Raw genomic sequence first — 26,628 nt, 5'->3', positions numbered from 1 at the left:
CGTGTCTCCCGTTCCTTGACCATCACCTTCCCGGTCTGGCGACGCTATGTGGCCATTTGCATGCAGCCGCCATTCTCTTGCGCACGTTCTCGAATCCGCTGAGCAGGAACTGTCCGTCTTGCACCTGACCAGTGCGGGCGAAAAGGCGCACGACGATGTGACCCTCGTCGGGTAGCGCGTTCAGCAACTTTACGACGTCGCCCCCGAAAGCGACGCCGGAGCCGAATGACGGCGACGCCGCCGCGAGTTGCATCGGCGTGTCCGCATTCAGCCGAAAGGAGATGACGTATTCGTTGGCGCTCCGTGACAGCGCCGGTCCGGCGACCGTGACTTCCGTTCGGCCTTTGCGGCAGTGGATTGCGAGTTGCATCGTGGCTCCATCCGAGCCGCCAACCGAAAAGGTGGTGGCGGTGACGACGGGTGAATAGTCGACCGGCGAGGTGGTCTCGCTGATCAGCCAGCCGCCGTCTGACGCCCGCCGCCCGGGCGGCGGAATCTTACGTGACAGTTCTTGCAGGCATTCCAGCCGACCCCGCCCTTCCATCGCCGAACAAGCCCGAAGTGATTCGACGGCATCGCCCGTGTCTTGCGCGTAAGCGATTCCGCAGGCTACGTTCAAGGCGACGGCGAACGGAGGAACGGCACTCTTCATGGCCTCGCCTGTACGCTGCGTGCCTTGCGATCCAGCCATTCCTGCGCAGCCGGGAAGCGGGTGAGCCCGGGGACGGACGCCGCGAGATTGATGGACTGCCATTTCGGATCGAAGCCTGGTGCCTGCAGGCGGTCAATCCGCGAGAACAGGTACTCGACGAGGCGCGCCACGCGTTGATAGCGGTTTGAGCGTGGCGGCCAGTTGAATGCAACGAGAGCCGTCGGCACGGCAAGAGTCGCAACCCGCTCACCCTGTTTGATCAGATTGGGATACTCGTTGGCGTTCAAGGTCGCCGGCAGATAATAGTCCTCGAACTTCCTGTCGTAATGGACCGGCAGGAACTTGAATCCAGCTTCCCAGCGGCCTCGCACGAAGGCGTCCACGGGCTTCGACGTGATGAACACGACGGCCGACATCTCCCCCTTGCGCATCTGTTCCAGGGCAAGCTGATGCGGAATGAACGTCTTGTCGACGTCGATGCCGAGGCGGCTGAAGATCAGCGGACCGGAATAGGCGGCTGCGGTGCCCTGAGTATTGAAGTTCACCTTCTTGCCGGCAAGGTCCTGCAGGCTCGTGATCTCCGGCCGCACGAAGATGTGCAACTCGGACGGAAACAGATTGAGCAGATAAGTGATGCGGCTTTGGATCTGCGGAACCTGAAGCTTGTACTCCTCGAGCGCGTCGGAATTGATGATCGCGGTATCGACACCACGCAGATAGAGCAGCGCATTCAGATTGTCGGTGGCGCCCCGGGTGACGATCGGCAGGAGATGCAGCTCTGCTCCGTCGTCGACGACACGGGCCATTTCTGCCGCGAGGCGGATCGGCGCGCCCTCGAGCAGGCCGCCGGCGAGCCCGACGGTCCAGGCGTTCATCCGGCCCTTTTCGCTCTCCTGAGGGAGCGGCCGTCGGAGCATTTGTGCATCGGCCTTGGCGGATCTTGCGGTTTGTGCTTCCAGGCAAGTCGTTTGAAGCAGCACGGCAATCGGCACCAGCGCGGCGAGCACGAGCGACGAGAGCGACCTTGGCAGCTTGTTCATGTCGTTCCTTTCCGGATTGCCCACCGTCACCACTCTTCCCGGCATGAATGCAAAGCCCACTCTCAGTGATGCAATGCATCCAGTCGTTCCTTGGCTCCGCGAATGCCGCTCCTCTGTGCCTTCGCGTAGAGCTCGCGCGCCTTGGCCGCCTCGCCGCGCGTTCCATAGGCACCCCAAGCCGACAGAACCGCCGGATCATATGTCTCCGCGAGCATGAAGGTGGCCTGCGCACTGTTCTTCTCAGCCGCAAGCTCGAGCACAATCCGCGCTGCACCGATATTGCCCTGATCGAGCAACGCTCTGGCACGCGGGATCAATCGGGCCTCCACCTCGTCCTGGCCTGGATTCGTCGGCGGCTCCGTTGCGGTCACGTTCTGCGCCGTCGACAAGGTCGGGCCGCCGTTTCTTTGCGCCGCCGGGGCGTGCTGATCGATAAGGCGCGATACCGAGGCGATCTCGCTCTCCCTGGCTTCAGTCCTGCTCCGCTCCCGCTCCAGCGACTGTCGCAGTTCGGCGATCTCCCGGTTCGCTGCCTGTCTCTGCTGCGAGGCTGCATCGTTCGCCTCGCGCAGATGCCCGTTCAGCGATTCGATGACGCCGCGCGTTTGCGCAAGCTTGCTCTCCAGCGCGGCAGCATGAGCCTGGGCCTCTTCGAGGGCACGGCGTTGTTGCTCGGCGTTCGCCGTTGCCGACCGCGCGGCGTCCTCTTGTTGCGCGAGGGCTGCGTTCCTTTCGCGCTCCTGCTGCAAGGACTGCCGCAATTCCGCGATCTCCCCGCCCACCGCCTCGCTTTGCTCCGCCGTCGCACCGTCGGCCGTAGCCGATCCGCCAGTCATGCCGGCAAGCTCGCTCGCGAGGGCGGCGGCGCGTGACTGCGCCTCGTAGCGTTCTTGCTCAGCGCTTGCCGCTATCGCCTGCGCGGCGCTCACTCGCTTCGCCAGGACGGCGCTCTTTTCCCGCTCCTGCTGCAGGGACTGCCGCAGTTCAGCGATCTCCCACGCCGCCGCATCCCTCTGCTGTGCGGCCACCTCGTCCGCCTCGCGCGCCTGCGCGATACGAGCCTCTACTTCGCGGCGGGTTCCGGCAAGTTCGTCCGCGAAGGCGGCGCTGCGGGCTCGCTCAATTTGAAGAGACTGCCGCAGCTCCTCCGTGGCAGTTTCCGCTGCATGCGTGCGCTGGACCGCCTCTTCGAGCTCCCTGCGCGCGCCGGCCAGTTCACCGGAGAGCGCGTCACTGCGCCCATCGGCGTCGAGCCGTGGTGGCGGGCCCGCCGCGCTTGCGGAGACCGCCTGAATCGGGGCCTCGGACATTTCGCTCTGAAGGAGTGCTGGCGATCCGGTCGCGAAATCAGGCCGCTGGTCGAGGCCGGCGGCGCTCCCGCCGTCGATTCGAGTTGTTTCGGCAGTCGGTTGTGCGTTGAACGGGTCGAAAGCACCGAGCAGGGTCACCCCAGCGAAGATAAGGGCGACCAGAACGACAGCTGCAATGAGCGAACTACCCGTCTCCTCCGGATCGTTATCCTCGGTCTCACCCCACCAATGGGTCCGTGAAGAGCGGAGCGCTGAGCCGTCCTTTGCGCCCCATCTGCCCGTCTCGGGCGACCCGTGACCGAGCTCCTCCGCCGCATCTTCTATTCGGGTGCTTTCTCGGTCCCTGGGTGCAGTATCGATTGATTGGCGCATGCATCACGCCTCTCTCAAGAGCAACTCCAATGGAGCGATCGCCCAGCCTGTTCGCATGGTTTCGGCACCCGATCAGAACACGCGTAGATAATGTGTTGCGGCGCGGCGACACGCCCAAATTAAATATAGCAATTAACTCAAATACATATAATTTTGACCATATTCAAAAGTCAAATTAAATATGCTCGTCGGATGCCGTTAAACACCTCATACATCGCATGGAATATAGGGCTGGCGCCCCGAATCTGCGTATCTGACCATGTTCTCGTCGCGTCTAGGCATGGAGGAATGACCATGCGCATTGCATTGCCGTATTTGGGAATTGGCGTCTGTTTGTCTGTTGCCAGCTGGCTGGTGCTCGGGCTTGTGCTCTAGCAGCGGTTTTCCGTAAGAACTCGGAATCGAACTGGGGTGGTCGCGCAAAATCACCGATCCAACGGCGCTTTGATCTTTGGCATGTTCCGATCGCGGTCGGCGACGTCCCTGCCGCGCGTGTCAATCAAATTTCATGAACCTTTGCTATGGTCATCAACACTCATAGGTTTAAGTCCATTCTGTTTCTTGGCCCAGCTGTTCATTTCCTGACAGTCATAGTTTAGGGCGCGTCATGAGTACTCGTGGTCAGTGCGACCGTATTGCGATTCTGCGTCAACGTGTTTTGTCGCTCAGCTCTCAACTGACGGAGCTTCAGAACCTTCGTACCCGCCTGGAAAAGGCTGAGGAACGACGAATGCGCAAACGTTCAAAAGTCACTGGTACCTTGGCGATGCGGCGCCGATCTTGGCAGTAGGCGAGTCGACAGCCCAAGCCCGCGTCGGGAGCGCCTCAAATTTTGGGGCCGTAACTCCCAGATGCGGGCCTTCACTTGGGCCCATGCCCGATACACACTCAGGCGTGTCCTTCGGTTGTTCTCGTGCCACCACAGCTGGCTTGAAATCGCCGAAAACGGCCTGGCTTGACCGCATGGGTGCGTGCGCTCGTGGTGTTTTTCGCCTCGCGGGCGCGATACATCACGGGAGCGGTGATCCCGGTGGATGGGCGGCTTGCGGCGGTATCAGTTCTAGGAATTCATGCGATGCGTTCGACATTGAAGAGCGTGAGGGTTGGGGTCGGCCTCTTGATGCTCGTTGCCGCAGTTCACTTGACCTCCGCCGCGTTTGGCGAGGACAAGCAGAGCGCCGTCAGTCGAGATGAGGCCGCCGCGTTCGATCCCATTCGGTTTGGAGGCAGAACGGATTTCCGGGTCTCAGCCCTCGCCGAAGTCCTGCGGCAGGTGGCGTGCGCGGCACAACGCGAAAACTGCGACGCCGAAAAAGGCATAAACAGATTCCGCTTCGCTTCTTGGTCGAGAGAGAGCACCGTCTCGTCCTCGTATATTGTCAGTGGATCTTGGGAAGTCATCTCGTCTTCGACCTCAAGGACGCGCGCCACCCGAAGCTCGTCGTGTTTCCATTCCTCGCACAGAACACCGGGTTCGGCACCACGCCGCGGCCGGGCCTCATCACCTGGCGAAAGGAGGCCGGTGAGTTCGAGGCTGAGACCGGAACAGACATGTGTCCGAGCTCTCGCCTTCGTCACGTCTACCGCCTTGGAAGGACCGAAGGCTTTACCAGTGGCACCAGCAGCTTCGTGCTCGTCCGCGTGGATGTCACGGCGCGCGGCTGTGGGGGTGACCAGCCGTGGTCGACGGTGTGGCAAGCACCGAACTGGCCGGAGTCGATGATCGTGCGGTGAGGACGAACGTGAGGGATGGCCAGGGTTATCGCACATGACTTGGCCGGTGCGCACGCCTCGTCCTTCGAGACGGCGCTTACGCGCCTCCTCAGGATGAGGCTAATCGGCGTCAGTGTCTTCCGAGACTGCAGCCACACACTCCCTGCTCAGGAGCCCGCCTGAGCCGGCGTCGCGAAGGATGGCACAGAAAAAGGCTCTCGGCCCTTCGGTGGATGGCGGGTTGCGGTATCAGGTCTAGGAGCGAAGGCTCTCGTCCCAAGGATTGCTGCGCCGCGGAATAGTCGGGGTTACGGCAACGTTGATTTGCGTCAAGCGAGTGGTCGAGTCGTTGCGAGATCGTCGCGCGCTATCGGCGAGCCGACACGTGACTGCAGATATCCGTGTTGATCGTCTGTTGACCGGCGATCGCTTCGCATGGCGACCGGCCTTTGGAGTGCGCGCGGTGAACGTTTGGACGCGTTGGGTGCCCGGGATCGATACGCTTCGGTACTACGAAGCGGCCTGGCTTCGGCATGATGTCTTCGCAGGTCTCGTGCTGGCGACCATGCTTGTCCCGGTCGGAATTGCCTATGCCGTGGCGTCCGGTCTGCCGGGCATCCACGGCCTCTACGCGACCATCGTCCCGCTTCTGGCCTACGCGATGTTCGGTCCGAGCCGCATCATCGTGCTCGGACCGGACTCGGCGCTGGCAGCTGTCATCCTCGGCGTCATCGTCCCCCTGTCCGGCGGCGATCCGGTCCGCGCCGCAATGCTTGCCGCCATGATGGCGCTCGTTTCGGGAACGGTGCTCATTGTGGCCGGCATCGCACGGTTAGGGTTCGTGACGGAGCTGCTGTCCAAGCCGATACGGTACGGCTACATGAACGGGATCGCGCTGACCGTTTTGATCAGCCAGTTGCCAAAGCTGCTCGGCTTCTCGATCGAAAGCGAAGGACCGCTGAGAGACCTATGGGCGATCGCCGTTGGGATCGGTGATGGCAAGATCAATTGGGCCGCATTCGCAGTCGGGCTTGGTACGTTGATCGTCATCCTGCTGCTCAAGGACAGCAAGCGACTGCCGGGAATCCTGATTGCCGTCGTCGGAGCGACCCTTGTCGTCTCACTCCTTGATCTGGGAACTGGTTATGGTGTGAAAGTCTTGGGGCCACTTCCACAAGGTCTGCCGGCCTTCTCCATTCCCAGGATCGGCTATGGCGATCTGATCCCCGTGCTGGCCGGCGGCTGCGCCATCGCTCTGGTCTCGTTCGCCGATACCAGCGTGTTGTCGCGAACCTATGCTGCTCGTCTGGGCGACAAGGTCGATCCGAACCAGGAGATGGTGGGCCTCGGCGCGGCCAATTTGGCGACCGGCTTTTTCCAGGGCTTCCCGATCAGCAGCAGTTCCTCGCGCACGCCCGTTGCCGAAGCCGCCGGCGCCCGCACCCAGCTCACATGTGTCGTCGGCGCGTTTGCGATCGCGTTCCTTCTGTTGGCTGCGCCAAACCTGTTGCAGCACCTGCCGAATGCCGCATTGGCCGCCGTGGTGATCGCAGCCGCAATCGGCCTGATCGAGATCAGTGATCTCAAACGAATCTACCGGATCCAGCGCTGGGAATTCTGGTTGACCGTGCTGTGCTTCGTGGGCGTAGCCGTGCTCGGCGCAATTCCCGGAATCGGCCTCGCCATCGCGGTCGCCATTGCCGAGTTTCTGTGGGACGGCTGGCGTCCGCACTCCGCAATTCTCGGGCGGGCGCAGGGCGTCAAGGGCTATCACGACATCACGAGATATCCCGATGCCCGCCTGATACCCGGACTGGTGCTGTTCCGCTGGGACGCGCCGCTGTTCTTCGCCAATGCCGAGTTCTTCAAGGAACGTATTCTGGCCGCGGTCGAGCAATCGCCGACACCCGTGCGCTGGCTGGTCGTCGCCGCCGAACCGGTCACGAGCGTCGACGTCACCGCCTGCGACACAATTGCCGAACTGGACGAGGCGCTCCACGTCAGGAGCATCGAACTTTGCTTTGCCGAGCTGAAGGATCCCGTGAAGGACAAGCTGAAGCGGTTCGGGTTGTATGCGCAGGTCGGCGAAGCCCAGTTCTTTCCGACCATCGGCTCGGCCGTCTCGAGCTACCTCCACATCAACAATGTCGAATGGGAGGACTGGGAGGATCAGGTCGAGGTCGGTCGTCACGTCGGGTCTTGACGAGCCGGCCAGCGCGACAACCAGCGCAGGGCCGCACCTGCGGCCATTTTCGGCGAGCATGGCGGCCAACCGCCAGACCGCCGCCGGCAATAAGCGAGTCATTGCTGAACCGCGGGCGCGCACTTCGTGCCCGGCTTCGGGGAACATGGGCCCAATCCAATCGTTGCCTCCGCTCCACTGGAGGAAAGTTCATGCCCAAGAAATCGCTCGCCGAAATCTCAAAGGAAATGGCCGGCATCGACATCGCCATTCTCTCGACGCACACCGAGAACGGCGAGATTGCCAACCGTCCGATGAGCAACAACGGCGACGTCGCCTACGACGGCACCTCGTACTACTTCACCTACGAACAGGCGCGAACGGTGTCGGACATCCAACGAAATCCCAAGGTAGCGCTCGGATTCTCATCGGAGGCGGGCCTATTCTCGAAGGGAATCTACCTCGCGGTCGAAGGGACTGCCGAGCTGATCCGCGACAAGGCCGCCTTCCAACAGCATTGGACCAGCGACCTCGACAAGTGGTTCGAAAACGGAATCGATACGCCGGGCATCGTCCTGATCAAGGTCAAAGCCAAGCGCATCACTTATTGGACGGGCCGCGAAGAGGGTGAGGTCGTGATCTGACTGACGCGGTGATCGTGCGCCGATTCCTCGATTGGTTCTTCAGGAGCCGCGAAACCGGTGCCATCACCATCGCGCAATGGCCCAACCTCATTCTATGGATCGTGATCGTCGCGGGCCTTCTGCTTTGGATCTGGCCTTCCGCGGGAAGAGCCAGCGTCGCCCTGACAATCGTCTTTAAAAGCGGACTAGTGATTTGGGGCGCCGATGAGATTATCCGCGGCGTGAATCCCTGGCGGCGCTGCCTCGGCGCTGCGGTCGTCGTCTACGAGCTCAGCACGTTTGTGCCGTAAGGTGGGTTCGACGAAGCACGCCTAACCTTCGCGGTTTGCTGATCCCTGCGCATCGCGCCGCCATGCACCCGAGCTGACGCCGACGATCGCGGCCTGGAGCGACATTTTCTCGTACGACCAATAGCCTGCCGGAGCGAGATCGAGGGGCACCGAACTTCACCCCTGCCCCGCCGGCGGGACCACGTACAGCGTCAGCGCGAACACGGCATAGATGAAGATCAGCAGGGCGCCGACGAACCAGGCCGAGCGCCCGCTGGCCGTGATGAAGGCCGACGTCACCGTCGCGATCATCATCATGGTGACCGCGCCCGGCCAGAACTGCAGGTCCATCGGCTTCGGCCCCACGACATAGCTGAGCAGCACCAAAGCGGGTGCGACGAACAACGCGATCTGCGAGGCGCTGCCGAGCGCAATGCTGACGGCCATGTCGAGCCGGTCCTTGCGTGCCGCGGCGAAGGCCACCGCGAATTCCGCGGCGGCGCCGACCAGCGAGACGACGATGAAGCCGACGAAGGCCGGGCTCATTCCGAAGGTTTCCGCCGCCTTCTGCACCGATTCCACGAAGATCTCGCTGACCAGCGCGACCAGCACGGTGACGACCAGCAGCGTGCCGACGGCCGTTCCGATCGGCCAGTGCGCCTCCTTGTCGTCGTCGCCGTGACCGGCGCTTGCGAACAATTCCTTGTGCGTTCGAAGCGAGAACAACAGGCCGAGCCCGTAAGCTGTGATGAGCAGGACCGAAATGCCGAGGCTGAGCTTGTTGAGGATGCCCCCGCCCTGCGGCAGGTGGTCGAGATCGGCGACCGCCGAAGGCGCAAGCAGCGCGACGGTCGCCATCAGCAACAGGCCGGACGAGAGCCGCGCACCGGCGCGGTTATATTCCTGCACATGATAGCGCAGGCCGCCCAGCAACAGGCAGGCGCCCAGCATGAACACCGCGTTGGTGACGATCGCGCCCGCGATCGAGGCCTTCACCAGCATGTACTGGCCGGCGCGCAGCGCCGTGATGGCGATGATCAGCTCGGTCAGATTGCCGAGCGTTGCATTGAGCAATCCGCCCACGGCATCGCCAGTCTTGGCGGCGACCGCCTCGGTGGCGTGGCTGAGCAGCGCCGCCAGCGGAACGATGGCCAGCACCGCGAGCACGAACAGCAGCGTGTGGGAATGCGGCGCCACCGCCTCGGCCACCAGCACGATGGGCACGAAGGCCAGCATCCAGAGCAAAGGGGTATTCCGGATTTCCCTGAGCAGAATCTGCATGTAGCCGCCCTTCCATCGATGCGCTGATGGAAAGTTCGGGCGGCCGCGCAGGTCGAGTGTTGATCTGTCTCAACGTCGGCGTGGTGGAGGCGGCGCGCGCAGGACGCGCATGCGGCCTGCTCCCGGCCTGATCGCTGCCACGCTGGCATCCTGCCAGTGTTTTGCCCGACGGGTCAAGTTGATCACGGCTGCGACCGCCGTTTGCGACACGGCGGGAAAATGCCTTGTCGATCAAAGGGCCTCCTACTGTGCATGGGGTTGTTTTTCGACTTTTCTTTTGGCCTCGCCCTTGCGCCCGCAGCGCAAGCGCGTCGCCCGACCTTCGCGCATACACAGCATGCAAGCTTGCGCCTGTGGAAGCCGGCGCCTCCGTAGTACATGCCGAACGTCCCCCATGGCTACGCCGCCGGAGCAGCGCGCCAACAAAAATGACGATCACGTTACCTGCCGCCGCGCGCGAGCCCGACCATCCCACCGCCGACGGTCTTCCGTCGACGCAGCGGCGCTGGGCGGTTGCCGCGATCTTCACTGCGCTCGCGATGGCCTCGCTCGACACTGCCATTGCCAACATCGCCCTGCCGGCCATCGCCGCCGACCTGCACGTCACGCCGGAGCAGTCGGTCTGGGTCGTCAACGTCTACCAGATCGCGCTGGTGGCGACGCTCTTGCCGCTGGGAGCGCTCGGCGAGATCGTCGGGCACCAGCGCATCTATCTCGGCGGACTGATCCTATTCACCATTGCCTCGCTGTTTTGCGCGGTGGCATGGTCGCTCGACAGCCTGTTGCTGGCGCGCGCGCTGCAAGGGCTGGGCGCGAGCGGCATCATGAGCGTCAACACCGCGCTGGTGCGCTTCGTCTATCCCGGCCGCATGCTCGGCCGCGGTTTCGGTCACAACGCGCTCGTGGTCGCGACCGCCTTCACCTTCGGGCCCTCGATCGCCTCCGCCATCCTCGCCTTCGGCCCGTGGCCGTGGCTGTTCGCCGTCAACATCCCCTTCGGCCTCATCGCGATCGGCATTGGCTTTGCCATGCTGCCGAAGACTCCGCGCGCCGATCACGGCTTCGACTTGCTCGGCGCGATCCTGGCCACCGCCTGCCTCGGCCTGTTCATCACCGGCATCGGCAGCGCCGCGCACAATCTGTCGCCATTCGTGGTCGGCATCGAGCTGGTCACCGCCCTCGTGCTCGGTGTGATCCTGACCCGCCGCCACGCCGACCATCCCGCGCCGATGCTGCCGATCGACCTGTTCGCCAGGCCGATGTTCGCGCTGTCGGCGGCAACGGCGGTGTGCTCCTTCGCCGTCCAGGGCCTCGCCTTCGTCTCGCTGCCGTTCTATTTCGAGGATGTGCTCGGCCGCTCGCAGGTCGAGACCGGCTTCTTCATGACGCCCTGGCCGCTGGTGGTCGGCATCATGGCGCCGATCGCAGGCCGCCTCTCCGACCGCCATGCCGTCGGGCTGCTCGGCGGCATCGGCCTCGTCCTGCTGGGTCTCGGCATGGCGCTGCTCGCGACACTGCCGCCCAATCCCGCCATTGCCGACATCATCTGGCGGATGGTGATCTGCGGCATGGGCTTCGGCTTCTTCCAGGCGCCGAACATGAAGGCGGTGATGGCAAGCGCGCCGCCGCACCGCAGCGGCAGCGCCTCCGGCATCGTCGCGACCGCGCGCCTAACTGGGCAGACCACTGGCGCGGCGCTCGCCGCCGCCTGCTTCGCACTCGCTGGCCACGAGGGCGCGACGCTGGCGCTGGCGCTCGGCGCGGGCTTTGCCGCGCTCGGCAGCGTGATGAGCTTCCTGCGGCTCGCCGTGAAGTAAGCTGTCAGGCCGCCGTCACGCCGACAGCCACCGGAGCGACGGTCTCGTTGTCCAGCGCGGCCAGGCGCTCGTCGATCGCCGCGATGACCTTGCGGGAGTACGGGCCGAGATGTGCATAGGCCGCGATCATCTGCACGGCGATGCGCGCCGATGACGTGTCGCGCTTGGCGCAGTTCATGAAGGTCTGCCAGAGCGGCCCCCGCGCCTCAGGAAGCGCGGACACCACCTTGTGCACGGTCTCCATGGCTCCGAGCTTGGAGCGGATATCGCCTTCGGCAAGCTCGGAACGCTGCCTCGACCGGTCGAGCAGCGTCATCAGGCGGTCGACACGTGCTGCATAGGCCGCCGGGCTGTAGATGTGTTCCAGCACCCGCTTGTAGTCCGTCAGAATGTCGCGCAACGGGCGGACCGGATCGAAATTGATGCCCGCCGTGCACTGATCCGCGCCAATCGTCGGGGCCACGTCGTGCCCGGAATGCAGCCGGCCTTCGCGCTCCAGCCGGCGCGTGAGCTGCGTGTTGGGCAAGGCATAGAGCAGGCCGACCATGGCGACGGGGATTGCCGCCTCCTCGATGAAGTCGATCATCGCCTCCGCCATCGAGACCTTCTCGTTGTCGAAGCCAACGATGAAGCCCGCGGTGACGAGCATGCCGGCGGCGTAGATCTTGTGGATGCTCTCGGCGATGTTGCGCCGCGTGTTCTGCTTCTTGCGCATCGCGACCAGCGTCGCCGGGTCCGGACTTTCGATGCCGACGAAGATGCCGAAGAAATTGGCCGCACCCATCAGCTCCAACAGCTCCGGGTCGTCGGCGAGATTGACCGAGGCTTCCGTGGAGAATTCGAACGGATAGCCGTGCGTGCGCTGCCATTCGGCGAGCTTCGGCAGGAACTGCCGCAGCGACTTCTTGTTGCCGATGAAGTTGTCGTCGACGAAGTCGAGATGACCGCGATAGCCCATCTTGTAGAGCGTCTCGAGCTCGACGAACATCTGCTCGATCGTCTTGGTCCGCGGCACGCGCCCATAGAGCTCGATGATGTCGCAGAACTCGCAGGTGAACGGACAACCGCGCGAATATTGCACACCGAGATAGAGATAGTCCTCGAACTTGAGCAGGTCGAAACGCGGCACCGGCGTCTTGGTGACGTCGGCCTGAAACTTCGGTGCGGTGAAGAGGCCGGAACGCGCGCCGCTCTCCCAGGCCGCAATGAATTCGTTCATGACGCTCTCGGCCTCGCCGAGCACCCGGAAGTCGGCCCGTTCATAGATATGGGGGCTCGAGGTGGGGTCGGGTCCGCCGACCACGACCGGCTTGCCGGCAGCGCGGCAGAGCTCGATCAGACGCAAGGTGTCGGCCTGCTGAGGCAACATTCCGCCGGTGAAGACGACGTCGGCCCAGGCGAGATCCTCCTCCCCGAACGGCGCGGTGTTGCAATCGATCAGCCGGACGGTCCAGCTCTCGGGCAACATCGCGGCAACGGTGATCAGGCCCAAGGGGGCGGCCGGGCGCTTGACGCCCAGCACTTTGCAGGATTCGCCGAAGGTCCAGAAGGACTCTGCCGAGAACAGCGGGTAGAGCATCAGTACGTTGCAGGGACTCGGCACGTTCATGGAACTCCTTTTGCGTCGGCGCAGTGTACCAAAGCGCCCGCGACTTGCACCCCGGCAATAGGGACAAACTGTCGCCGCAGCGCAAGCCGCGCGGGGTCCTGGAACCGGCATTCACAGCCGGACGTCGCCTCAAGCCGCGGATTGGCGCCCTCGGAACAAGGCCTCAACCCGAATCGATTGCGAAGGGATGAGCCAAAACGGCGTCCCGGTCCATACCCAGAGCGGGGGCCAAGCGCCCTGGTCGCGCTCGGTTTGTTGATTTGAACCTCGGACTGTTGATTTGAACCGTTCCAGTTTGCCGCACACATTGCGCCCCTGAGTTCAATCGGTGGATTGGGCCAATCAGGGGACTTGCGATGGCAAACCTAACAATCAACGGAAAACCCTTCACGCTCGACGTCGAGCCGGATACGCCGCTGCTTTGGGCAATCCGCGAGAATGCCGGCCTGACCGGCACCAAATACGGTTGCGGCATTGCACAATGCGGTGCCTGCACGGTTCACCTCGACGGCGTTGCGATGCGCTCCTGCGGCATCTCGGTCAGCGAGGCCGAGGGCAAGCAGATCACCACCATCGAGGGGCTCGCCTCGGGCAATACGCTGCACAAGGTGCAGGAGGCCTGGATCGCCCAGGACGTGCCGCAATGCGGCTATTGCCAGAGCGGCATGATCATGGCGGTGGCCGCGCTCTTGAACGAGAAGCCGAAGCCGACCGACGCCGACATCGACGAGGCCATCACGAATATCTGCCGCTGCGGCACCTTCCAGCAGGTGCGCGAGGCGATCCACACGATCGCGAGCGCGTAAGGAAATCCCCACATGAACAAGCATATATCGCCGCGGCTCAACCGCCGCGCCTTCGTCATCGGCACCGCTGCGGTCGGTGCCGGCCTTGCCATCGGCCTCGACCTGCCCTTCGGCGGCCCCGCCGTGGTCCGCGCCGCCGACGGCTCGCCGGAGATCGGCGCCTGGGTCGTGGTCAGGCCCGACGACACCGTGGTGATCCGCATCGCCCGCTCGGAGATGGGCCAGGGCTCGCTGACCGGCCTCGCCCAGCTCGTTGCCGAGGAGCTCGAATGCGACTGGACCAAGGTCACGACCGAATATCCGACCCCCGGCCAGAGCGTCGCCCGCAAGCGCGTCTGGGGCGATTTCTCGACCGGCGGCAGCCGCGGCATCCGCTCCTCGCAGGACTATGTCCGCAAGGGCGGCGCCACCGCGCGCGTGATGCTGATCCAGGCCGCAGCCGACGCCTGGAAGGTGCCGGCCTCCGAATGCAGGGCCCAGAACAGCGTCATCACCCATACGCCCTCGGGCCGGACCACGACCTATGGCAAGGTCGCCGAAGCTGCGGCGAAGCTGACGCCGCCGGCGGACGTCAAGCTGAAGGATCCGAAGGACTGGAAGCTGATCGGCAAGGGCGTCAATCGGCTCGACACGGCCGACAAGACCACCGGCGCGATGATCTACGGCGTCGACGTCAAGCTGCCGGGCATGCTGAACGCTGCGATCAAGGACTGCCCGGTGTTCGGCGGCAAGCTGAAGAGCTTTGACGAAGCCAAGATCGCCAACTTGAAAGGCGTCAAGAAGGTGGTCAAGGTGGGCGATACCGCGGTCGCGGTCGTTGCTGACACCTGGTGGCACGCCAAGACCGCGCTGGAGGCACTGCCGATCGTGTGGGACGAAGGCGACAACGCAAAAGTCTCCAGCGAGTCGATTGCGAAATGGCTGGCCGAGGGCCTCGACAATGCGCAGCCCGCCTATGTCGGCAACAAGAACGGCGACGCGAAGGCCGCGATTGCCGGCGCCGCCAAGAAGATCGAGGCCGTCTACTCCTATCCCTACCAGAACCACGCCACGATGGAGCCGATGAACGCCACCGCGCTCTACACGGCCGACAGATGCGAGGTCTGGTGCGGGACGCAGAACGGCGAGGCGGCGTTTGCAGCGGTGCTGGAAGCGTCCGGCCTGCCGCCGGAGAAGTGCGACGTGCACAAGGTGATGTTAGGCGGCGGCTTCGGCCGGCGCGGCCAGACCGACTATGTCCGCCAGGCGGTTATGATCGCCAAGCAGATGCCGGGCACGCCGATCAAGCTGCTGTGGTCGCGCGAAGAGGACATGGCGCACGGCAGGTATCACCCGATCACCCAGTGCAAGATGACCGGCGCGTTCGATGCCAACAACAACCTGATCGCGCTGCACTACCGCCTGTCCGGGCAATCGATCCTGTTCTCGCTCCGCCCCGAAGCGTTGCAGAACGGCATGGATCTCGCGGCATTCCAGGGCGTCGCCCAATCCGGCGAAGCCGCATTTGGCTATTCGGTGCCGAACCTTCTGGTCGAGCATGCGATGCGCAACCCGCACGTCCCGCCCGGCTTCTGGCGCGGCGTCAACGTCAACCACAACGCGATCTACATGGAATGCTTCATGGACGAGCTCGCCCATGCCGCAGGCCAGGACCCGCTCGAATTCCGTCGCAAGCTGATGGGCAACCACCCCAAGCACCTCGCGGTGCTCAATGCGGTTGCCGAGAAGATCGGCTGGACCACGCCGGCGCCGCAAGGCGTCTATCGCGGCATCGCCCAGGTGATGGGCTATGGCAGCTATGTCGCCGGCGCCGCCGAGATCTCGGTGACAGAGGGCAGCAAGATCAAGGTGCATCGCATCGTCGCCTCCACCGACCCCGGCTACGTCGTCAATCCGGCGCAGGTGGAGCGACAGGTCGCCGGCTCCTTCGTCTATGGCCTCTCCGCGCTGTTCTACGGCGGCTGCACCGTGAAGGGCGGCAAGATCGAGCAGACCAACTTCGACACCTACAACTCGATGCGCATCAACGAGATGCCGAAGGTGGAGGCGGTGATGGTGCCGAGCGGCGGGTTCTGGGGCGGCGTCGGCGAGCCGACCATCGGCATCGCGGCGCCGGCGGTGCTGAACGCGTATTTCGCCGCGACCGGCAAGCGCATCCGCCATGTGCCGCTACGCGACCAGAACATCACCTTCGCGTAAAGCATGATCCGGAGAAGTGTGGAGCGGGTTTCCGAAAAGATCATGCTCAAAGGACAAATCGCGGCGGCCGTATCGGCCGCCGCAGCATTTTCCGGACAGGTCTCATGAATGCGCCGGTGACGCGGCGGAATGCCGTCCTCGGCATCGCCGTCGCAGCCACATCGCTCGCCGCCCCTTCGATCCTGCGCGCACAATCGGCGGGCCGCGTCGTCGTGGTCGGCGGCGGCTTTGGCGGCGCCGCTTGCGCCCGCGCGCTCAAGCGCGCCGATGCTAAATTGCAGGTCACCCTGATTGAGCCGAACAAGACTTACATCTCCTGTCCCTTCAGCAACGAGGTGATCGCGGGCCTGCGCGAGATCGAGGCGCAGCAGTTCGCCTATGACAAGCTTGCCGCCGGGGGCATCAGCATCGTCACACAGGCTGCGACGAACATCGACACGCAAACACGTCGTGTGACGACGGGCGATGGCACCACGTTCGGCTATGACCGCCTCGTGCTCTCGCCCGGCATCGACTTCCATTTCGAAGCCCTGCCCGGCTACGACGACGCCGCATCGGAGACGATGCCGCACGGCTGGAAGGCCGGCGCGCAAACGCTTTTGCTGCGCCGGCAATTGGAAGCGATGGCGGACGGCGGCACGATCGCCATTGCAATCCCGGCCAATCCTTCCCGGTGCCCGCCAGCGCCCTACGAGCGCGCGAGCCTGATCGCGCATTACCTGAAGTCGAGAAAGCCGCGGTCGAAAGTTCTGATCCTCGATGCCAAGGACGCGTTCTCTCAGCAGCGGCTGTTCGAGAAAGCGTGGAAGGAGCTCTATGGCGACATGATCGAGCGCGTCGCACTGTCGCAAGGCGGCCGCGTCACCTCGGTCGATCCGACGATGCGAACCATCGTCACGGAGTTCGGCAACTACACCCCTGACGTCGCCAACGTCATCCCGCCGCAGCGCGCGGGGCGCATCGCCGCCATCGCGGGCGCTGCGGACGCGACGGGCTGGTGCCCGATCGATCCCGTCACGTTCGAGTCGAAACTCGTTTCGAACGTCCACGTCATCGGCGATGCCTGCCTCGGCGGCGGCATTCCCAAATCAGCATCCGCTGCGAGCGCGCAAGGCAGGGCCTGTGCTGGCGCGATCGTGAATCTCTTTGCAGGCCGCGCGCCGGAGACGCCACGCCTGACAGGCGTCTGCTACAACGTCGTCGCGCCCGGTTACGGCTTTTCGTTGGCCGGCAACTACGAGCCCAGGGGCGACATCTTCGCCGAGGTCGAGGGCGGCGCCACCAGCCCGGTCGACGCGCCGCGCGAATTGCGCGCCCGCGAGGCGGACGAGGCCGAGCGCTGGTTTGAAACCATCACGGCGGACACCTTTGGCTAGAGCACCGATCCATATCGCAGCGCTGATCTCTGCCAGCCTCGCCTGCAGCGCGAGCGCGGACGAGCTCGTGCCCTACACAATCGTCGGCGACGGCATTCCCGCCTCGCTCACCGGCTCGCCCAGCGATGCCACGCGTGGGCGCGCGCTGGTGCTCGCACGCACGACGACCTGCATCCTCTGCCATTCCGGCCCATTTCCGGAAACGCGGTTCCAGGGCGACCTCGCGCCTGATCTTGCCGGTGCCGGGAACCGGTGGTCCGCGAGCCAGTTGCGGCTTCGACTGGTCGATGCCTCGCGCTTCAATCCGGACACCATCATGCCGTCCTATTATCGCAACGACGGCCTCGTCCGCGTCGGACGCAACTTCGCCGGCAAGCCGATCCTGTCGGCTGCGGAGATCGAGGACATCGTGGCTTTTCTTGCAACGCTTCGGGACTAGGTTTCATGCCAACCACGCGACGACAATTCTTGAACCTCGCCGGATGCGTGACAGTCGCCGGCACGGTCCCGATCGTGACGCTGCGGCCGCTTCAAGCGACGCCGGCGATGCTCAACGCTGCGATCCGTAACCTCGTCGGCGAAGCCCAGCTTCGCAACGGCAGGATCAGGCTCGACATTCCGCCGCTGGTCGAGAACGGCAATACGGTGCCGATGACGGTCAGCGTTGCAAGCCCGATGACGGCGGACGACCACGTCAAGAGCATCCACGTCTTCAACGAGAAGAACCCGCAGCCGAACATCGGCAATTTCTATCTTGGTCCTTCCTCCGGCCGCGCCCAGGTCTCGACCCGGATCCGGCTCGCCGACACCCAGAAGGTGGTCGCGATCGCGCGCCTGTCCGACGACACGTTCTGGCAGGTTGCCGCCGATGTCGTCGTGACGCTGGCGGCCTGCACCGAGGAGATGAACTGATGGCCGCCCTCATCAACGTTCCCTCGAAAGCCAAACGCGGCGAGATCATCGAGATCCGCACGCTGACCTCGCACATCATGGAAACGGGATTCCGCCACACCGCGGACGGCAAGCTCGTGCCGCGCGACATCATCACGAGCTTCATCTGCCGCTACAACGGGGCCGAGGTCTTTCGCGCCGACCTGTTTCCGGCGATCGCGGCGAACCCATATTTATCGTTCTTCACGGTGGCCAAGGAGAGCGGCAAGTTCGAGTTCGAGTGGATCGGCGACAACGGCTATTCGTCCACCGCATCGGCATCGATCACGGTCGAATGATTGTTTGGCGCGCGATAGCGGCGGCGATATTCCTCGTCACAGGCCCAAGCCTGCTCGCCGCAGAGATCCCGCCCGATGCGCGCCGCTCCGGCTATGCCTTCATGGGGCCGGACTCCCGGGCGATGCAGGACGACGACACCGCCAATCCCGGCATGCTGTTCGTGCTCGACGGCGAGCAGCTGTGGAAGAAGAAGACCGGCAGCGCCGACAGGGCATGCGCCGATTGTCATGGCGATGCGCGCACCAGCATGAAGGGCGTCGCGGCGCGTTATCCTGCCTTCGACAAGGCCCTCGGCCGTCCCGTCACGCTCGACCAGCGCATCAATCTCTGCCGGGCCAATCATCAGCAGGCGACGCCGCTACCTTACGAGACCCGCGACCTGCTCGCATTGTCCGCCTTCGTCGCCCACCAGTCGCGTGGCAATCCGATCACGGCCGGCGACGATCCGCAACTCAAGCCGTTTGTCGACCAGGGCCGCGACCTCTTCATGCAGCGCGAAGGCCAGCTCAACCTTGCCTGCACCAACTGCCATGACGACAATTTCGACAAGCGCCTCGCGGGCGCTCCGATCACGCAAGGACAGCCGACCGGCTATCCGCTGTATCGACTGGAATGGCAGACGCTGGGCTCGCTGGAGCGACGGCTGCGCAGCTGCATGAGCGGTGTCCGCGCCCAGGCCTATGATTACGGCTCGCCCGAGCTGGTCGCGCTCGAGCTCTATCTGATGTCGCGCGCGCGCGGCCTGCCGATGGAAACGCCGGCGGTGCGGCCCTGAAACAGCAACGGCCGGACCATCCGCCCGGCCGTTCCGCAACAATGAAGCCGGGCCTACTCCGCCGGTGCGGCCGACATCTCCGGATGCGCGGCATAGTGTTCGCTGGCGCCGAGCTTGCTGGCCGCGAACAGGCCGGCGGCCATCACGGCGTAGGCCAGCGCGACCGCGGGGGTCACGCCAAAGCCGCCGATGCCGACGGCCTCGCCATGCATGAAGCCGAAATAGGTCAGGATCGCCCCGACCAGCGCAAAGGCGGAGGCCTTCTCGAAATCGCGCTCGATGATGAAGACACCGATAGCGCCGAGGATGAGGCCGCCGAGGATGGAGCCGCCGCCCATGACTTCGAGGCCGTGATAGAACACGCCCTGCTGCGGCAGCGCCGCCACCGCTGCGGTCTTGACCGCGTCGGCCTTGTCGGCCGCCATCCCGCCGACGGTTGCTGCCGCAGTCATGGTCGAGGCCAGCATCGTATCGATCTGGAGCTTGGCCCAGGCGGCAAGGTGCGGGGTCAGTGCCAGCACGATCGCAGGCGCGTGCTTGACCGGCGTGGTCTGGAACGCCTGCGCGCCGATCAGCATGCCGATGTAGAGCAGGATCGGAGAGATCGCGACCACGGGCATCAGCGCCAGCAGCACCGAGATGATGCCGAACCAGGACAGCACCACCACCATGATGCCGGTCGCAGCCGAATAGCCGATTCGGCCGCCCATCGCCTTCCAGCCGGGATGGCCGATATAGACCGCGTTGATGAAAGGATTGCCCATCAGGCAGCCGATCAGGCTGACGACGCCGTCGGCGGTGAGCACGCGCGTGGTCGGATAGTCGTCGCCGGCCGCTTCCGCGCTCTCGACATTGTCCATGGCTTCGACGAGGTCGTAGATGCCGAACGGAATGGCCGTGACCAGGATGATGCCGAGGAATTCGAAGCCGGAGAAGACGTAGCCAAACGCCGGGATCGGCACCGAGAAGCCGAAATTGGCGAAGGCCGCACCGACGCCCGCGATGCTCAGGCCGCCGAGGCCGAGCCCGAACAGGTTCGAGCCCCAGGCGATGATCATGCCGGCCGCGATTGCGACGAGGCCCGCGGGAATGCCGCGCCAATACTTCACGCCGCCGAACCAGCTCACCAGGATGATGGCGAAGCAGACGAGACCGATCTGCGGCGTCATGTACATCTCTAACGCTGGCCGCATCGAGATGAAGGTGACGGAGACCCCTGCGAGCGTGCCGAGCAGCGCCCCGCGCGGCGTGATCTTGCGGATGAACGGCGCGAGGAAGCCGCCGATCATCAGGATGAAGCTCTGGAAGAATACCCAGACGAGGCCCGCCGACCACCCCTTGAGCGGATCGCCGGTCTTGAGCGTGATCGGCAGCATGATCACGAAGGTCACGATGAACATGTGCGGCACGCTGACGCCCGACGGCAGCGCGCAGACGTCGTTGCGGCCGGTCTTCTGGGCCAGGCGATAGGCGAGATAGGCGTAATAGAAGGTGGAGAGACACATCATCAGCCCGAGCGCGGGCAGGATGCGGCCGAACACGAGGCTGTCGGGCATCTTCAGCACGAAGCGCAACAGGCCCGTGAGCACCAACATGTTGACGAGGATGTTGGCGCCGAAGCCGAACAACGCGTTCCAGTCGCCCGACGTCCATAGCGCCGGCTTGAAGTCGAACTTGTTCAGATCAGAACTGCCGGCCGTCCCCGTCAATGTGCTCATGATATACCCCTATGTGGTCGAAACCTTCATTGCCTCCAGAACTGCGGCTGAATCCGCGACCCAACCGAAGATGCCGCCCTGGGCCTTGATCATCTTCAGGCCCATCTCGTGAAACTCGGGGAAGTAGGACGCGCAGCCGTCGGCGATGACGACGCAGCGATAGCCGCGGTCGTTGGCCTCGCGCACCGTGGTGTTGACGCACACTTCCGTGGTGACGCCGCACACCAGCAAATTCTCGATGCCGTATTTTTCCAGGACCTCGCCGAGCTCGGTCGCGTAGAACGCCCCCTTGCCGGGCTTGTCGATCACGATTTCGCTGTCGAGCGGATAGAGCTCGGGAATGATGTCGTGGCCGGCCTCGCCGCGAATGAGGATGCGGCCCATCGGACCGGGATCGCCGATGCGAAGGCTCGGCGCGCCGCGCTCGACCTTGGCCGGCGGCGCGTCGGAGAGATCGGGCAGATGCCCCTCGCGCGTGTGAATGACCAGCATGCCGGTGTCGCGCGCGGCCGTCAGCACCGCGCCGATCGGCTTCACCGCGCGCGCGAGCTGGCTGACGTCGTTGCCCAGCGTCTCGCCGAAACCGCCGGGCTCCATGAAGTCGCGCTGCATGTCGATGATGAGGAGTGCGGTGGCGGGCCAGTCGAGCGTGATCGGCTCAGGCTCGGCGCTGACGACGCCCCTTGTCGGCTTGGCTGAGTTCAACATGACGGCCCCGCGAGAACTCTCCTGAGCGGGAGTTCTGCAAGCGCCGTGCCATTGTGTACAATTGCGGTTGAGCGCGGGTAGCGAGGAATTTGTCGTCTGGTCAAAAGGTTACGCCGGCGATCGGCGTCTGCTCATTCCCTGTGCGATGGCTTCGCGCCGTGCATCTGCTTAAAGGATGAGCGGCCTCCGCTCGTCATTCCGGGGCGACGCGAAGCGTCGAGCCCGGAATCCATCGGGCGGCAGTGCGCGAGGTGAGATGGATTCTCTGATGCGCAATTGCGCATCATAGCTCGCGCTGCGCGCGCCCCGGAATGACGGGAGTGGGACTACCGCCCTGCCCCATACAACTGCCGATGCTCTTCCTCATACGGGGCGTAGGACTCCTTCAGCGTCGCCATGTTCAGCAGCATGGCCGCCACCATCGTGCCCGCCTTGTCGAACACGCGCGTCTTGACCCAGGCGCTTTCAGTGCGGCGGCTGCCGGACAGCGCGACCACTTCGCGCTCGACCTCGTATTCCTCGCCCTCGAAAAGTGGACCCTTCAGCAGGCGGATCTCCTGGTCGGCGAACAGGCCGACGGCCGGGCCCTTGGCCGGCAGCGGATCGTCCTTGGAGCGGTACTGGAACAGCACGCTCAGCATCTCCATGGGGATGATGGGCTTGCCCCACGGATTATCCGCGCCCGAATAGTACGGCGAGCTTTCGGTGATGACGGCGAGCTTCTGCCTCAGCGAGAACGGATAGAGGTCGCCCATGTTCTGGTCGAACGCCATGCGCACCGACTGCCGCTTGCTGGTCTGCGCCACCTTCACATCGCGCAAGATCACGGGATCAGTGAGCGGCTTGAGCTCGCCAAGGCGCGCCTCGAGCGCCGTTGCAACCGGCAAATCGCCGACTGATGCCGTGCCGCGCAGCACCTCAGTGCCGTCGCGCTTGACCATCTGGATCTGGCACTGGCGGGTGCCGGGCAATGGCTTCGCCAGGATCGCCTGCACCTCTTCGCCCTCATAGCAGACGCTGCGGTAATGTGCTGAAAGGCAGCCTATCTCGAACCAAGCCTGCCCCCACAGCCGCTCGCCGAGCGGAGCGAACTGGCTGAAATGCGTCGGGCCCTCGATCGTGCCGCCCTTGAAGCCGAGCTTCTGCGCGGTGGCGTCGTCATGGATCGAGGCGTGCGCGTCATAGGTCTGCGCCTGCAGCATCTGGCGTGGCTGACGCCACGGCCCGATCAGGGCCTCTGCCGTCTCCGTGATCTCGGTGTCGAATGCGTTTGCAGTCATGGCGCTCTCCGCGTGCAAGCCATGACTAGCAGGAGCGCCACGGATGCGGCCAGCGATATTGACTTCGCTGGCCCATCCTTTTGACTGTCACAATCGCATCGCGCAGCCGCGATTCCTCCCGCACCGCAAACCTCCCGCCGAACGAAAGACGAGGACTTCCGAATGACGCTGTTGCAGGTCGAGCTGGACGACAAATACCGGCTCGAATCGAAGCGGATCTTCCTGTCCGGCACGCAGGCCCTGGTCCGCCTGCCCATGTTGCAGCGCGAACGCGACCGGCTTCAGGGCCTCAACACCGGCGGCTTCATCTCGGGCTATCGCGGTTCCCCGCTCGGCATGTACGACCACGCGTTGTGGCGGGCGAAGTCGCACCTTCAGCAGCACGACATCGCTTTCGTCCCTGGTTTGAACGAGGACCTCGCCGCAACTGCGGTCTGGGGCAGCCAGCAGGTCGGCCTGTTTCCCGGCGCCAAGGTCGATGGCGTGTTCGGCATCTGGTACGGCAAGGGCCCGGGCGTCGACCGCTCGGTCGATGCGCTCAAGCACGCCAATGCCGCCGGCACCTCGCGCAACGGCGGCGTGCTGGCGCTCGCTGGCGACGACCACGGCTGCCAGTCCTCGACGCTGGCGCATCAGAGCGAGCAGGTGTTCGCGGCGGCGCTGATTCCCGTGATCAATCCTGCCACGCTCCAGGACTATCTCGACCTCGGCCTCTACGGTTTTGCACTGTCGCGCTTCTCGGGCTGCTGGGTCGGCTTCAAGGCGATCAGCGAGACCGTGGAGAGCTCCGCGTCGATCTATAGCGACCCTGAACGCATCCAGATCGTGGTGCCCGACGATTTCGAGATGCCGCCCGGCGGCCTCAACATCCGCTGGCCCGATCCGCCGCTCGAGGCTGAGAAGCGCCTGTTCGGCCCCAAGATGGCCGCGGTGCAGGCCTTCGCCCGCGCCAACCAGCTCGACCGCATGGTGCTAGATTCCAAGCCTGCGCGGCTCGGCATCGTCGCGACTGGAAAAGCCTATCTCGACCTGCGCCAGGCCCTCGTTGATCTCGGCATCACCGACAAGGACGCGCAGGACCTGGGCCTTCGCATCTACAAGGTTGCCTTGACCTGGCCGCTGGAGGAAAGCGGCGCGAAACGTTTCGCTGAAGGTCTTCAGGACGTGCTGGTGGTCGAGGAGAAGCGCGGCTTCATCGAAGACCAGCTGATGCGGATCCTCTACAACGTCGATGCCTCAAAGCGCCCGACCGTCACCGGCAAGCGCGATGAGCGCGGCGCACCGCTGTTGCCGAGCGAGGGCGAGCTGACGCCGACCATCGTCGCTGGCGCGCTGGTGGCGCGCTTGCGCAAGCTCGGCCATCACAGTCCCGTGCTGGAGCAGCGCCTCGCCAGGCTCGAGGCCTTCGACAACCCGGTGACGACCAGCACGCCGATCAAGCTCGCGCGCACGCCGTTCTTCTGCTCGGGCTGCCCGCACAACACCTCGACGCGGGTGCCCGAGGGCAGCCGCGCCATGGCCGGCATCGGCTGCCACGGCATGGCGCTGAGCATGCCGACCCGCCGCACGGATCTGATCTCGCATATGGGCGCCGAGGGCGTGAACTGGATCGGCCAGTCGCCCTTCACGAACGAGAATCACATCTTCCAGAATCTCGGCGACGGCACCTACACGCATTCCGGCCTGCTCGCCCTTCGTGCGGCTTCGGCCGCCGGCATCAACATCACCTACAAGATCCTCTACAACGACGCCGTGGCGATGACCGGCGGCCAGCCCGCCGAAGGCGCCTTCAACGTCGCGCAGATCGCCCATCAAGTCTGGGCCGAAGGCGTCAAGCGGCTTGCGATCGTCTCCGACGATCCCACAAAGTATCCGCAAGGCGGATACTTCCCGCAAGGCGCGACCATCCACCACCGCCGCGAGCTCGATGCCGTGCAGCGCGAGCTGCGCGATATCAAGGGCCTAACGGTCATCATCTACGACCAGACCTGCGCCGCCGAGAAGCGCCGCCGCCGTAAGCGCGGGCTCTATCCCGATCCCGCCAAGCGCGCCTTCATCAACGAGCTCGTTTGCGAAGGTTGCGGCGATTGCTCGCAGGCCTCGAACTGCGTCTCGGTGCAGCCGCTGGAGACCGAATTCGGCCGCAAGCGCCAGATCGACCAGTCGAACTGCAACAAGGACTTTTCCTGCGTCGAGGGCTTTTGCCCGAGCTTCGTCACCGTCCATGGCGGCTCGCTGAAGCGGATGAAGACCTCGGCTGTGGATTCCGGCCAGCTGTTCGCGGATCTGCCGCTGCCGCCGGCGCGTGAGCTGGACGGGCCCTACAACATCCTCGTCACCGGCATCGGCGGCACCGGCGTCATCACCATCGGTGCCCTGCTCGGCATGGCTGCCCATGTCGACGGCCGCGGCTGCTCGGCGCTCGACTTCACCGGCCTGTCGCAGAAGAACGGCGCGGTGATGAGCCATGTCCGCATCGCCCCGAAGCCGGAAGATATTTCCGCGGTCCGCATCACCACGGGCGGCGCTGACGTCATCCTCGGCTGCGACATGATCGTTTCCGCGGGCCCGACGGCGCTGAGCCGCGCCGAGCGCGGTGTGACCAAGGCCTACATCAACGCTGATCTGCAGCCGACCGCGAGCTTCGTGCAAAACCCCGATCTCGATTTCGAGATGGGCGCGATGCAGACCGTGCTCCGCGACGCCATCGGCGACAACAACCTCGACATCATCGACGCGACAGGCATTGCCGCGGCCCTGATGGGCGATTCCATCGCCACCAATCCCTTCATGCTCGGCTTTGCGTTCCAGAAGGGCGCGATCCCGCTGTCGCTGGAGGCCCTGCTCCGCGCCATCGAGATCAACGGCGCTGCGATCGAGATGAACAAGCTCGCCTTCACCTGGGGCCGGCTCGCAGCCCACGACATGTCGCGCGTGCGCAGCGTGCTTCAGTTCAAGGCTAGAGCGTCCGCGCCGGCGAAATCGCTCGACGACATCATCGCGACGCGCACCGAATTCCTGAACTCCTATCAGGACAAGGCCTATGCCGACCGCTACCTCGCAGCCGTCGCGAAGGTGCGCAAGGCGGAGAGCGCGGCTTCGCCTGAGTCAACCGAGCTCACCGAAGCGGTCGCAAAGAACCTGTTCAAGCTGATGTCCTACAAGGACGAATATGAAGTCGCCCGGCTCTACACCGACGGCAGCTTCGCCAAGAAAGTCTCGGAGAAGTTCGACGGCGACTTCACGCTGAAGTATCACCTCGCACCGCCGATCTTCGCCAAGCGCGACAAGGCAACCGGACATCTGCAGAAGCAGGAGTTCGGCAGCTGGATGACCCACGCCTTCCGCGTGCTCGCCAGGCTGAAATTCCTGCGCGGCACCGCGTTCGATCCGTTCGGCCGCACCGAGGAGCGCCGGACCGAGCGCAAGCTAATCGCGCATTACCTGGCGATGATCGATCAGCGGATCACAGGGCTGAAGGCGGAGCAGATCCCGCTGCTGGCGCGGCTCGCGCGCGTGCCGGAGACCATCCGCGGCTTCGGCCACGTCAAGGAGGCCAACATCAGGCTGGCGGCGGCCGAGACGGCGCGGCTGGAAGCGGAGCTGGAGAACAGCCGCTTTGCCGCCGCGGCGGAGTAGAGGCTAGG

At 64.4% G+C, this 26,628-nt stretch carries 21 protein-coding genes; 13 read left to right on the top strand and 8 right to left on the bottom strand.

The window, feature by feature from the left end:
- Positions 1–22 precede the first annotated feature (22 nt).
- From I6F09_RS11200 to I6F09_RS11190, 3 genes are all read right to left on the bottom strand, one after another.
- Positions 23–652 carry a hypothetical protein gene (locus tag I6F09_RS11200; protein WP_074447514.1) on the bottom strand — a complete coding sequence of 210 codons (630 nt, stop codon included), beginning with the start codon at positions 650–652 and terminating at the stop codon, positions 23–25.
- Positions 649–1,692: a TAXI family TRAP transporter solute-binding subunit gene (locus I6F09_RS11195; protein ID WP_157783996.1), complete on the bottom strand. Its 1,044-nt coding sequence runs from the start codon at positions 1,690–1,692 to the stop codon at positions 649–651. Before I6F09_RS11195 ends, I6F09_RS11200 begins: the two co-directional genes overlap by 4 nt.
- A gap of 62 nt (positions 1,693–1,754) precedes the next feature.
- Positions 1,755–3,374, bottom strand: coding sequence for a hypothetical protein (locus tag I6F09_RS11190; protein WP_225188058.1), 1,620 nt, complete (start codon positions 3,372–3,374; stop codon positions 1,755–1,757).
- Between the two features lie 1,389 nt (positions 3,375–4,763).
- Between I6F09_RS11190 and I6F09_RS11185 the strand changes: the two genes are divergently transcribed.
- From I6F09_RS11185 to I6F09_RS11170, 4 genes are all read left to right on the top strand, one after another.
- A complete protein-coding gene (locus I6F09_RS11185; protein WP_225188057.1) occupies positions 4,764–5,108 on the top strand; it encodes a hypothetical protein in 345 nt (114 codons plus the stop codon).
- A 442-nt stretch (positions 5,109–5,550) separates the two neighbouring features.
- Positions 5,551–7,290, top strand: coding sequence for a sulfate permease (sulP, locus tag I6F09_RS11180; RefSeq protein ID WP_225112685.1), 1,740 nt, complete (start codon positions 5,551–5,553; stop codon positions 7,288–7,290).
- 191 nt (positions 7,291–7,481) lie between these two features.
- Positions 7,482–7,913, top strand: a complete 432-nt coding sequence (locus tag I6F09_RS11175) for a pyridoxamine 5'-phosphate oxidase family protein (protein WP_109144574.1) — start codon at positions 7,482–7,484, stop codon at positions 7,911–7,913.
- A 14-nt stretch (positions 7,914–7,927) separates the two neighbouring features.
- A complete protein-coding gene (locus I6F09_RS11170; RefSeq protein WP_225127481.1) occupies positions 7,928–8,203 on the top strand; it encodes a hypothetical protein in 276 nt (91 codons plus the stop codon).
- Positions 8,204–8,359: 156 nt separating this feature from the next.
- Here I6F09_RS11170 and cax read toward each other — a convergent pair whose 3' ends face one another.
- Positions 8,360–9,463: a calcium/proton exchanger gene (cax, locus tag I6F09_RS11165; protein WP_225188056.1), complete on the bottom strand. Its 1,104-nt coding sequence runs from the start codon at positions 9,461–9,463 to the stop codon at positions 8,360–8,362.
- 428 nt (positions 9,464–9,891) lie between these two features.
- Here cax and I6F09_RS11160 point away from each other — a divergent pair, with 428 nt between their 5' ends.
- Positions 9,892–11,280, top strand: a complete 1,389-nt coding sequence (locus I6F09_RS11160) for an MFS transporter (RefSeq protein ID WP_225188055.1) — start codon at positions 9,892–9,894, stop codon at positions 11,278–11,280.
- Positions 11,281–11,284: 4 nt separating this feature from the next.
- Here the strand turns inward: I6F09_RS11160 and I6F09_RS11155 are convergent, their stop codons facing one another.
- Entirely contained in the window at positions 11,285–12,889 is a 1,605-nt protein-coding gene (locus tag I6F09_RS11155; protein WP_225184574.1) for a B12-binding domain-containing radical SAM protein, read from the bottom strand.
- A gap of 356 nt (positions 12,890–13,245) precedes the next feature.
- Here I6F09_RS11155 and I6F09_RS11150 point away from each other — a divergent pair, with 356 nt between their 5' ends.
- The 7 genes from I6F09_RS11150 to soxA all read left to right on the top strand — a co-directional run bounded on the left by I6F09_RS11150 (position 13,246) and on the right by soxA (position 19,275).
- On the top strand, positions 13,246–13,695 hold the full coding sequence (locus I6F09_RS11150; RefSeq protein ID WP_036004329.1) for a (2Fe-2S)-binding protein: 450 nt from the start codon (positions 13,246–13,248) through the stop codon (positions 13,693–13,695).
- Positions 13,696–13,707: 12 nt separating this feature from the next.
- Positions 13,708–15,894: a molybdopterin cofactor-binding domain-containing protein gene (locus I6F09_RS11145; RefSeq protein WP_225188054.1), complete on the top strand. Its 2,187-nt coding sequence runs from the start codon at positions 13,708–13,710 to the stop codon at positions 15,892–15,894.
- 104 nt (positions 15,895–15,998) lie between these two features.
- Positions 15,999–17,270, top strand: coding sequence for an NAD(P)/FAD-dependent oxidoreductase (locus tag I6F09_RS11140; protein ID WP_225188053.1), 1,272 nt, complete (start codon positions 15,999–16,001; stop codon positions 17,268–17,270).
- Positions 17,263–17,709, top strand: a complete 447-nt coding sequence (gene soxX / locus I6F09_RS11135) for a sulfur oxidation c-type cytochrome SoxX (protein ID WP_036004323.1) — start codon at positions 17,263–17,265, stop codon at positions 17,707–17,709. Before I6F09_RS11140 ends, soxX begins: the two co-directional genes overlap by 8 nt.
- Positions 17,710–17,714: 5 nt before the next feature.
- Positions 17,715–18,182 (top strand): SoxY-related AACIE arm protein, encoded by a 468-nt coding sequence (locus I6F09_RS11130; RefSeq protein WP_225112691.1) that lies wholly within the window; start codon positions 17,715–17,717, stop codon positions 18,180–18,182.
- Positions 18,182–18,499: a thiosulfate oxidation carrier complex protein SoxZ gene (gene soxZ, locus I6F09_RS11125; protein ID WP_036025996.1), complete on the top strand. Its 318-nt coding sequence runs from the start codon at positions 18,182–18,184 to the stop codon at positions 18,497–18,499. Before I6F09_RS11130 ends, soxZ begins: the two co-directional genes overlap by 1 nt.
- Positions 18,496–19,275, top strand: coding sequence for a sulfur oxidation c-type cytochrome SoxA (gene soxA / locus I6F09_RS11120; protein ID WP_225112693.1), 780 nt, complete (start codon positions 18,496–18,498; stop codon positions 19,273–19,275). The genes soxZ and soxA overlap by 4 nt, the downstream gene beginning before the upstream one ends.
- Positions 19,276–19,328: 53 nt before the next feature.
- Here soxA and I6F09_RS11115 read toward each other — a convergent pair whose 3' ends face one another.
- The 3 genes from I6F09_RS11115 to I6F09_RS11105 form a co-directional block, all read right to left on the bottom strand.
- Entirely contained in the window at positions 19,329–20,993 is a 1,665-nt protein-coding gene (locus I6F09_RS11115; protein ID WP_225188052.1) for a regulator, read from the bottom strand.
- Between the two features lie 9 nt (positions 20,994–21,002).
- Positions 21,003–21,701 carry an isochorismatase family cysteine hydrolase gene (locus I6F09_RS11110; RefSeq protein WP_225139651.1) on the bottom strand — a complete coding sequence of 233 codons (699 nt, stop codon included), beginning with the start codon at positions 21,699–21,701 and terminating at the stop codon, positions 21,003–21,005.
- Positions 21,702–22,027: 326 nt separating this feature from the next.
- On the bottom strand, positions 22,028–22,981 hold the full coding sequence (locus tag I6F09_RS11105) for a hypothetical protein (RefSeq protein WP_057026814.1): 954 nt from the start codon (positions 22,979–22,981) through the stop codon (positions 22,028–22,030).
- 162 nt (positions 22,982–23,143) lie between these two features.
- On the opposite strand from I6F09_RS11105, the gene I6F09_RS11100 reads away from it, so the two are divergent.
- Positions 23,144–26,620, top strand: coding sequence for an indolepyruvate ferredoxin oxidoreductase family protein (locus I6F09_RS11100; RefSeq protein ID WP_225188051.1), 3,477 nt, complete (start codon positions 23,144–23,146; stop codon positions 26,618–26,620).
- Positions 26,621–26,628 lie beyond the last annotated feature (8 nt).

Origin of the sequence: Bradyrhizobium sp. IC3195, assembly GCF_020193585.1 — a bacterium.
Classification (GTDB): domain Bacteria; phylum Pseudomonadota; class Alphaproteobacteria; order Rhizobiales; family Xanthobacteraceae; genus Bradyrhizobium; species Bradyrhizobium yuanmingense.
This window is presented reverse-complemented; position numbering and strand designations above follow the sequence as displayed.

Bases quoted from the DNA above. Each gene is read 5' to 3' on its own strand.
- I6F09_RS11150 (WP_036004329.1), top strand. From the start codon at position 13,246: ATGGCAAACCTAACAATCAACGGAAAACCCTTCACGCTCGACGTCGAG.
- I6F09_RS11110 (WP_225139651.1), bottom strand. From the start codon at position 21,701: ATGTTGAACTCAGCCAAGCCGACAAGGGGCGTCGTCAGCGCCGAGCCT.
- soxZ (WP_036025996.1), top strand. From the start codon at position 18,182: ATGGCCGCCCTCATCAACGTTCCCTCGAAAGCCAAACGCGGCGAGATC.
- I6F09_RS11175 (WP_109144574.1), top strand. From the start codon at position 7,482: ATGCCCAAGAAATCGCTCGCCGAAATCTCAAAGGAAATGGCCGGCATC.
- I6F09_RS11195 (WP_157783996.1), bottom strand. From the start codon at position 1,692: ATGAACAAGCTGCCAAGGTCGCTCTCGTCGCTCGTGCTCGCCGCGCTG.
- I6F09_RS11140 (WP_225188053.1), top strand. From the start codon at position 15,999: ATGAATGCGCCGGTGACGCGGCGGAATGCCGTCCTCGGCATCGCCGTC.
- I6F09_RS11200 (WP_074447514.1), bottom strand. From the start codon at position 652: ATGAAGAGTGCCGTTCCTCCGTTCGCCGTCGCCTTGAACGTAGCCTGC.
- soxA (WP_225112693.1), top strand. From the start codon at position 18,496: ATGATTGTTTGGCGCGCGATAGCGGCGGCGATATTCCTCGTCACAGGC.
- I6F09_RS11100 (WP_225188051.1), top strand. From the start codon at position 23,144: ATGACGCTGTTGCAGGTCGAGCTGGACGACAAATACCGGCTCGAATCG.
- I6F09_RS11130 (WP_225112691.1), top strand. From the start codon at position 17,715: ATGCCAACCACGCGACGACAATTCTTGAACCTCGCCGGATGCGTGACA.
- I6F09_RS11145 (WP_225188054.1), top strand. From the start codon at position 13,708: ATGAACAAGCATATATCGCCGCGGCTCAACCGCCGCGCCTTCGTCATC.
- cax (WP_225188056.1), bottom strand. From the start codon at position 9,463: ATGCAGATTCTGCTCAGGGAAATCCGGAATACCCCTTTGCTCTGGATG.
- I6F09_RS11115 (WP_225188052.1), bottom strand. From the start codon at position 20,993: ATGAGCACATTGACGGGGACGGCCGGCAGTTCTGATCTGAACAAGTTC.
- I6F09_RS11155 (WP_225184574.1), bottom strand. From the start codon at position 12,889: ATGAACGTGCCGAGTCCCTGCAACGTACTGATGCTCTACCCGCTGTTC.
- I6F09_RS11105 (WP_057026814.1), bottom strand. From the start codon at position 22,981: ATGACTGCAAACGCATTCGACACCGAGATCACGGAGACGGCAGAGGCC.
- I6F09_RS11160 (WP_225188055.1), top strand. From the start codon at position 9,892: ATGACGATCACGTTACCTGCCGCCGCGCGCGAGCCCGACCATCCCACC.
- I6F09_RS11190 (WP_225188058.1), bottom strand. From the start codon at position 3,374: ATGCGCCAATCAATCGATACTGCACCCAGGGACCGAGAAAGCACCCGA.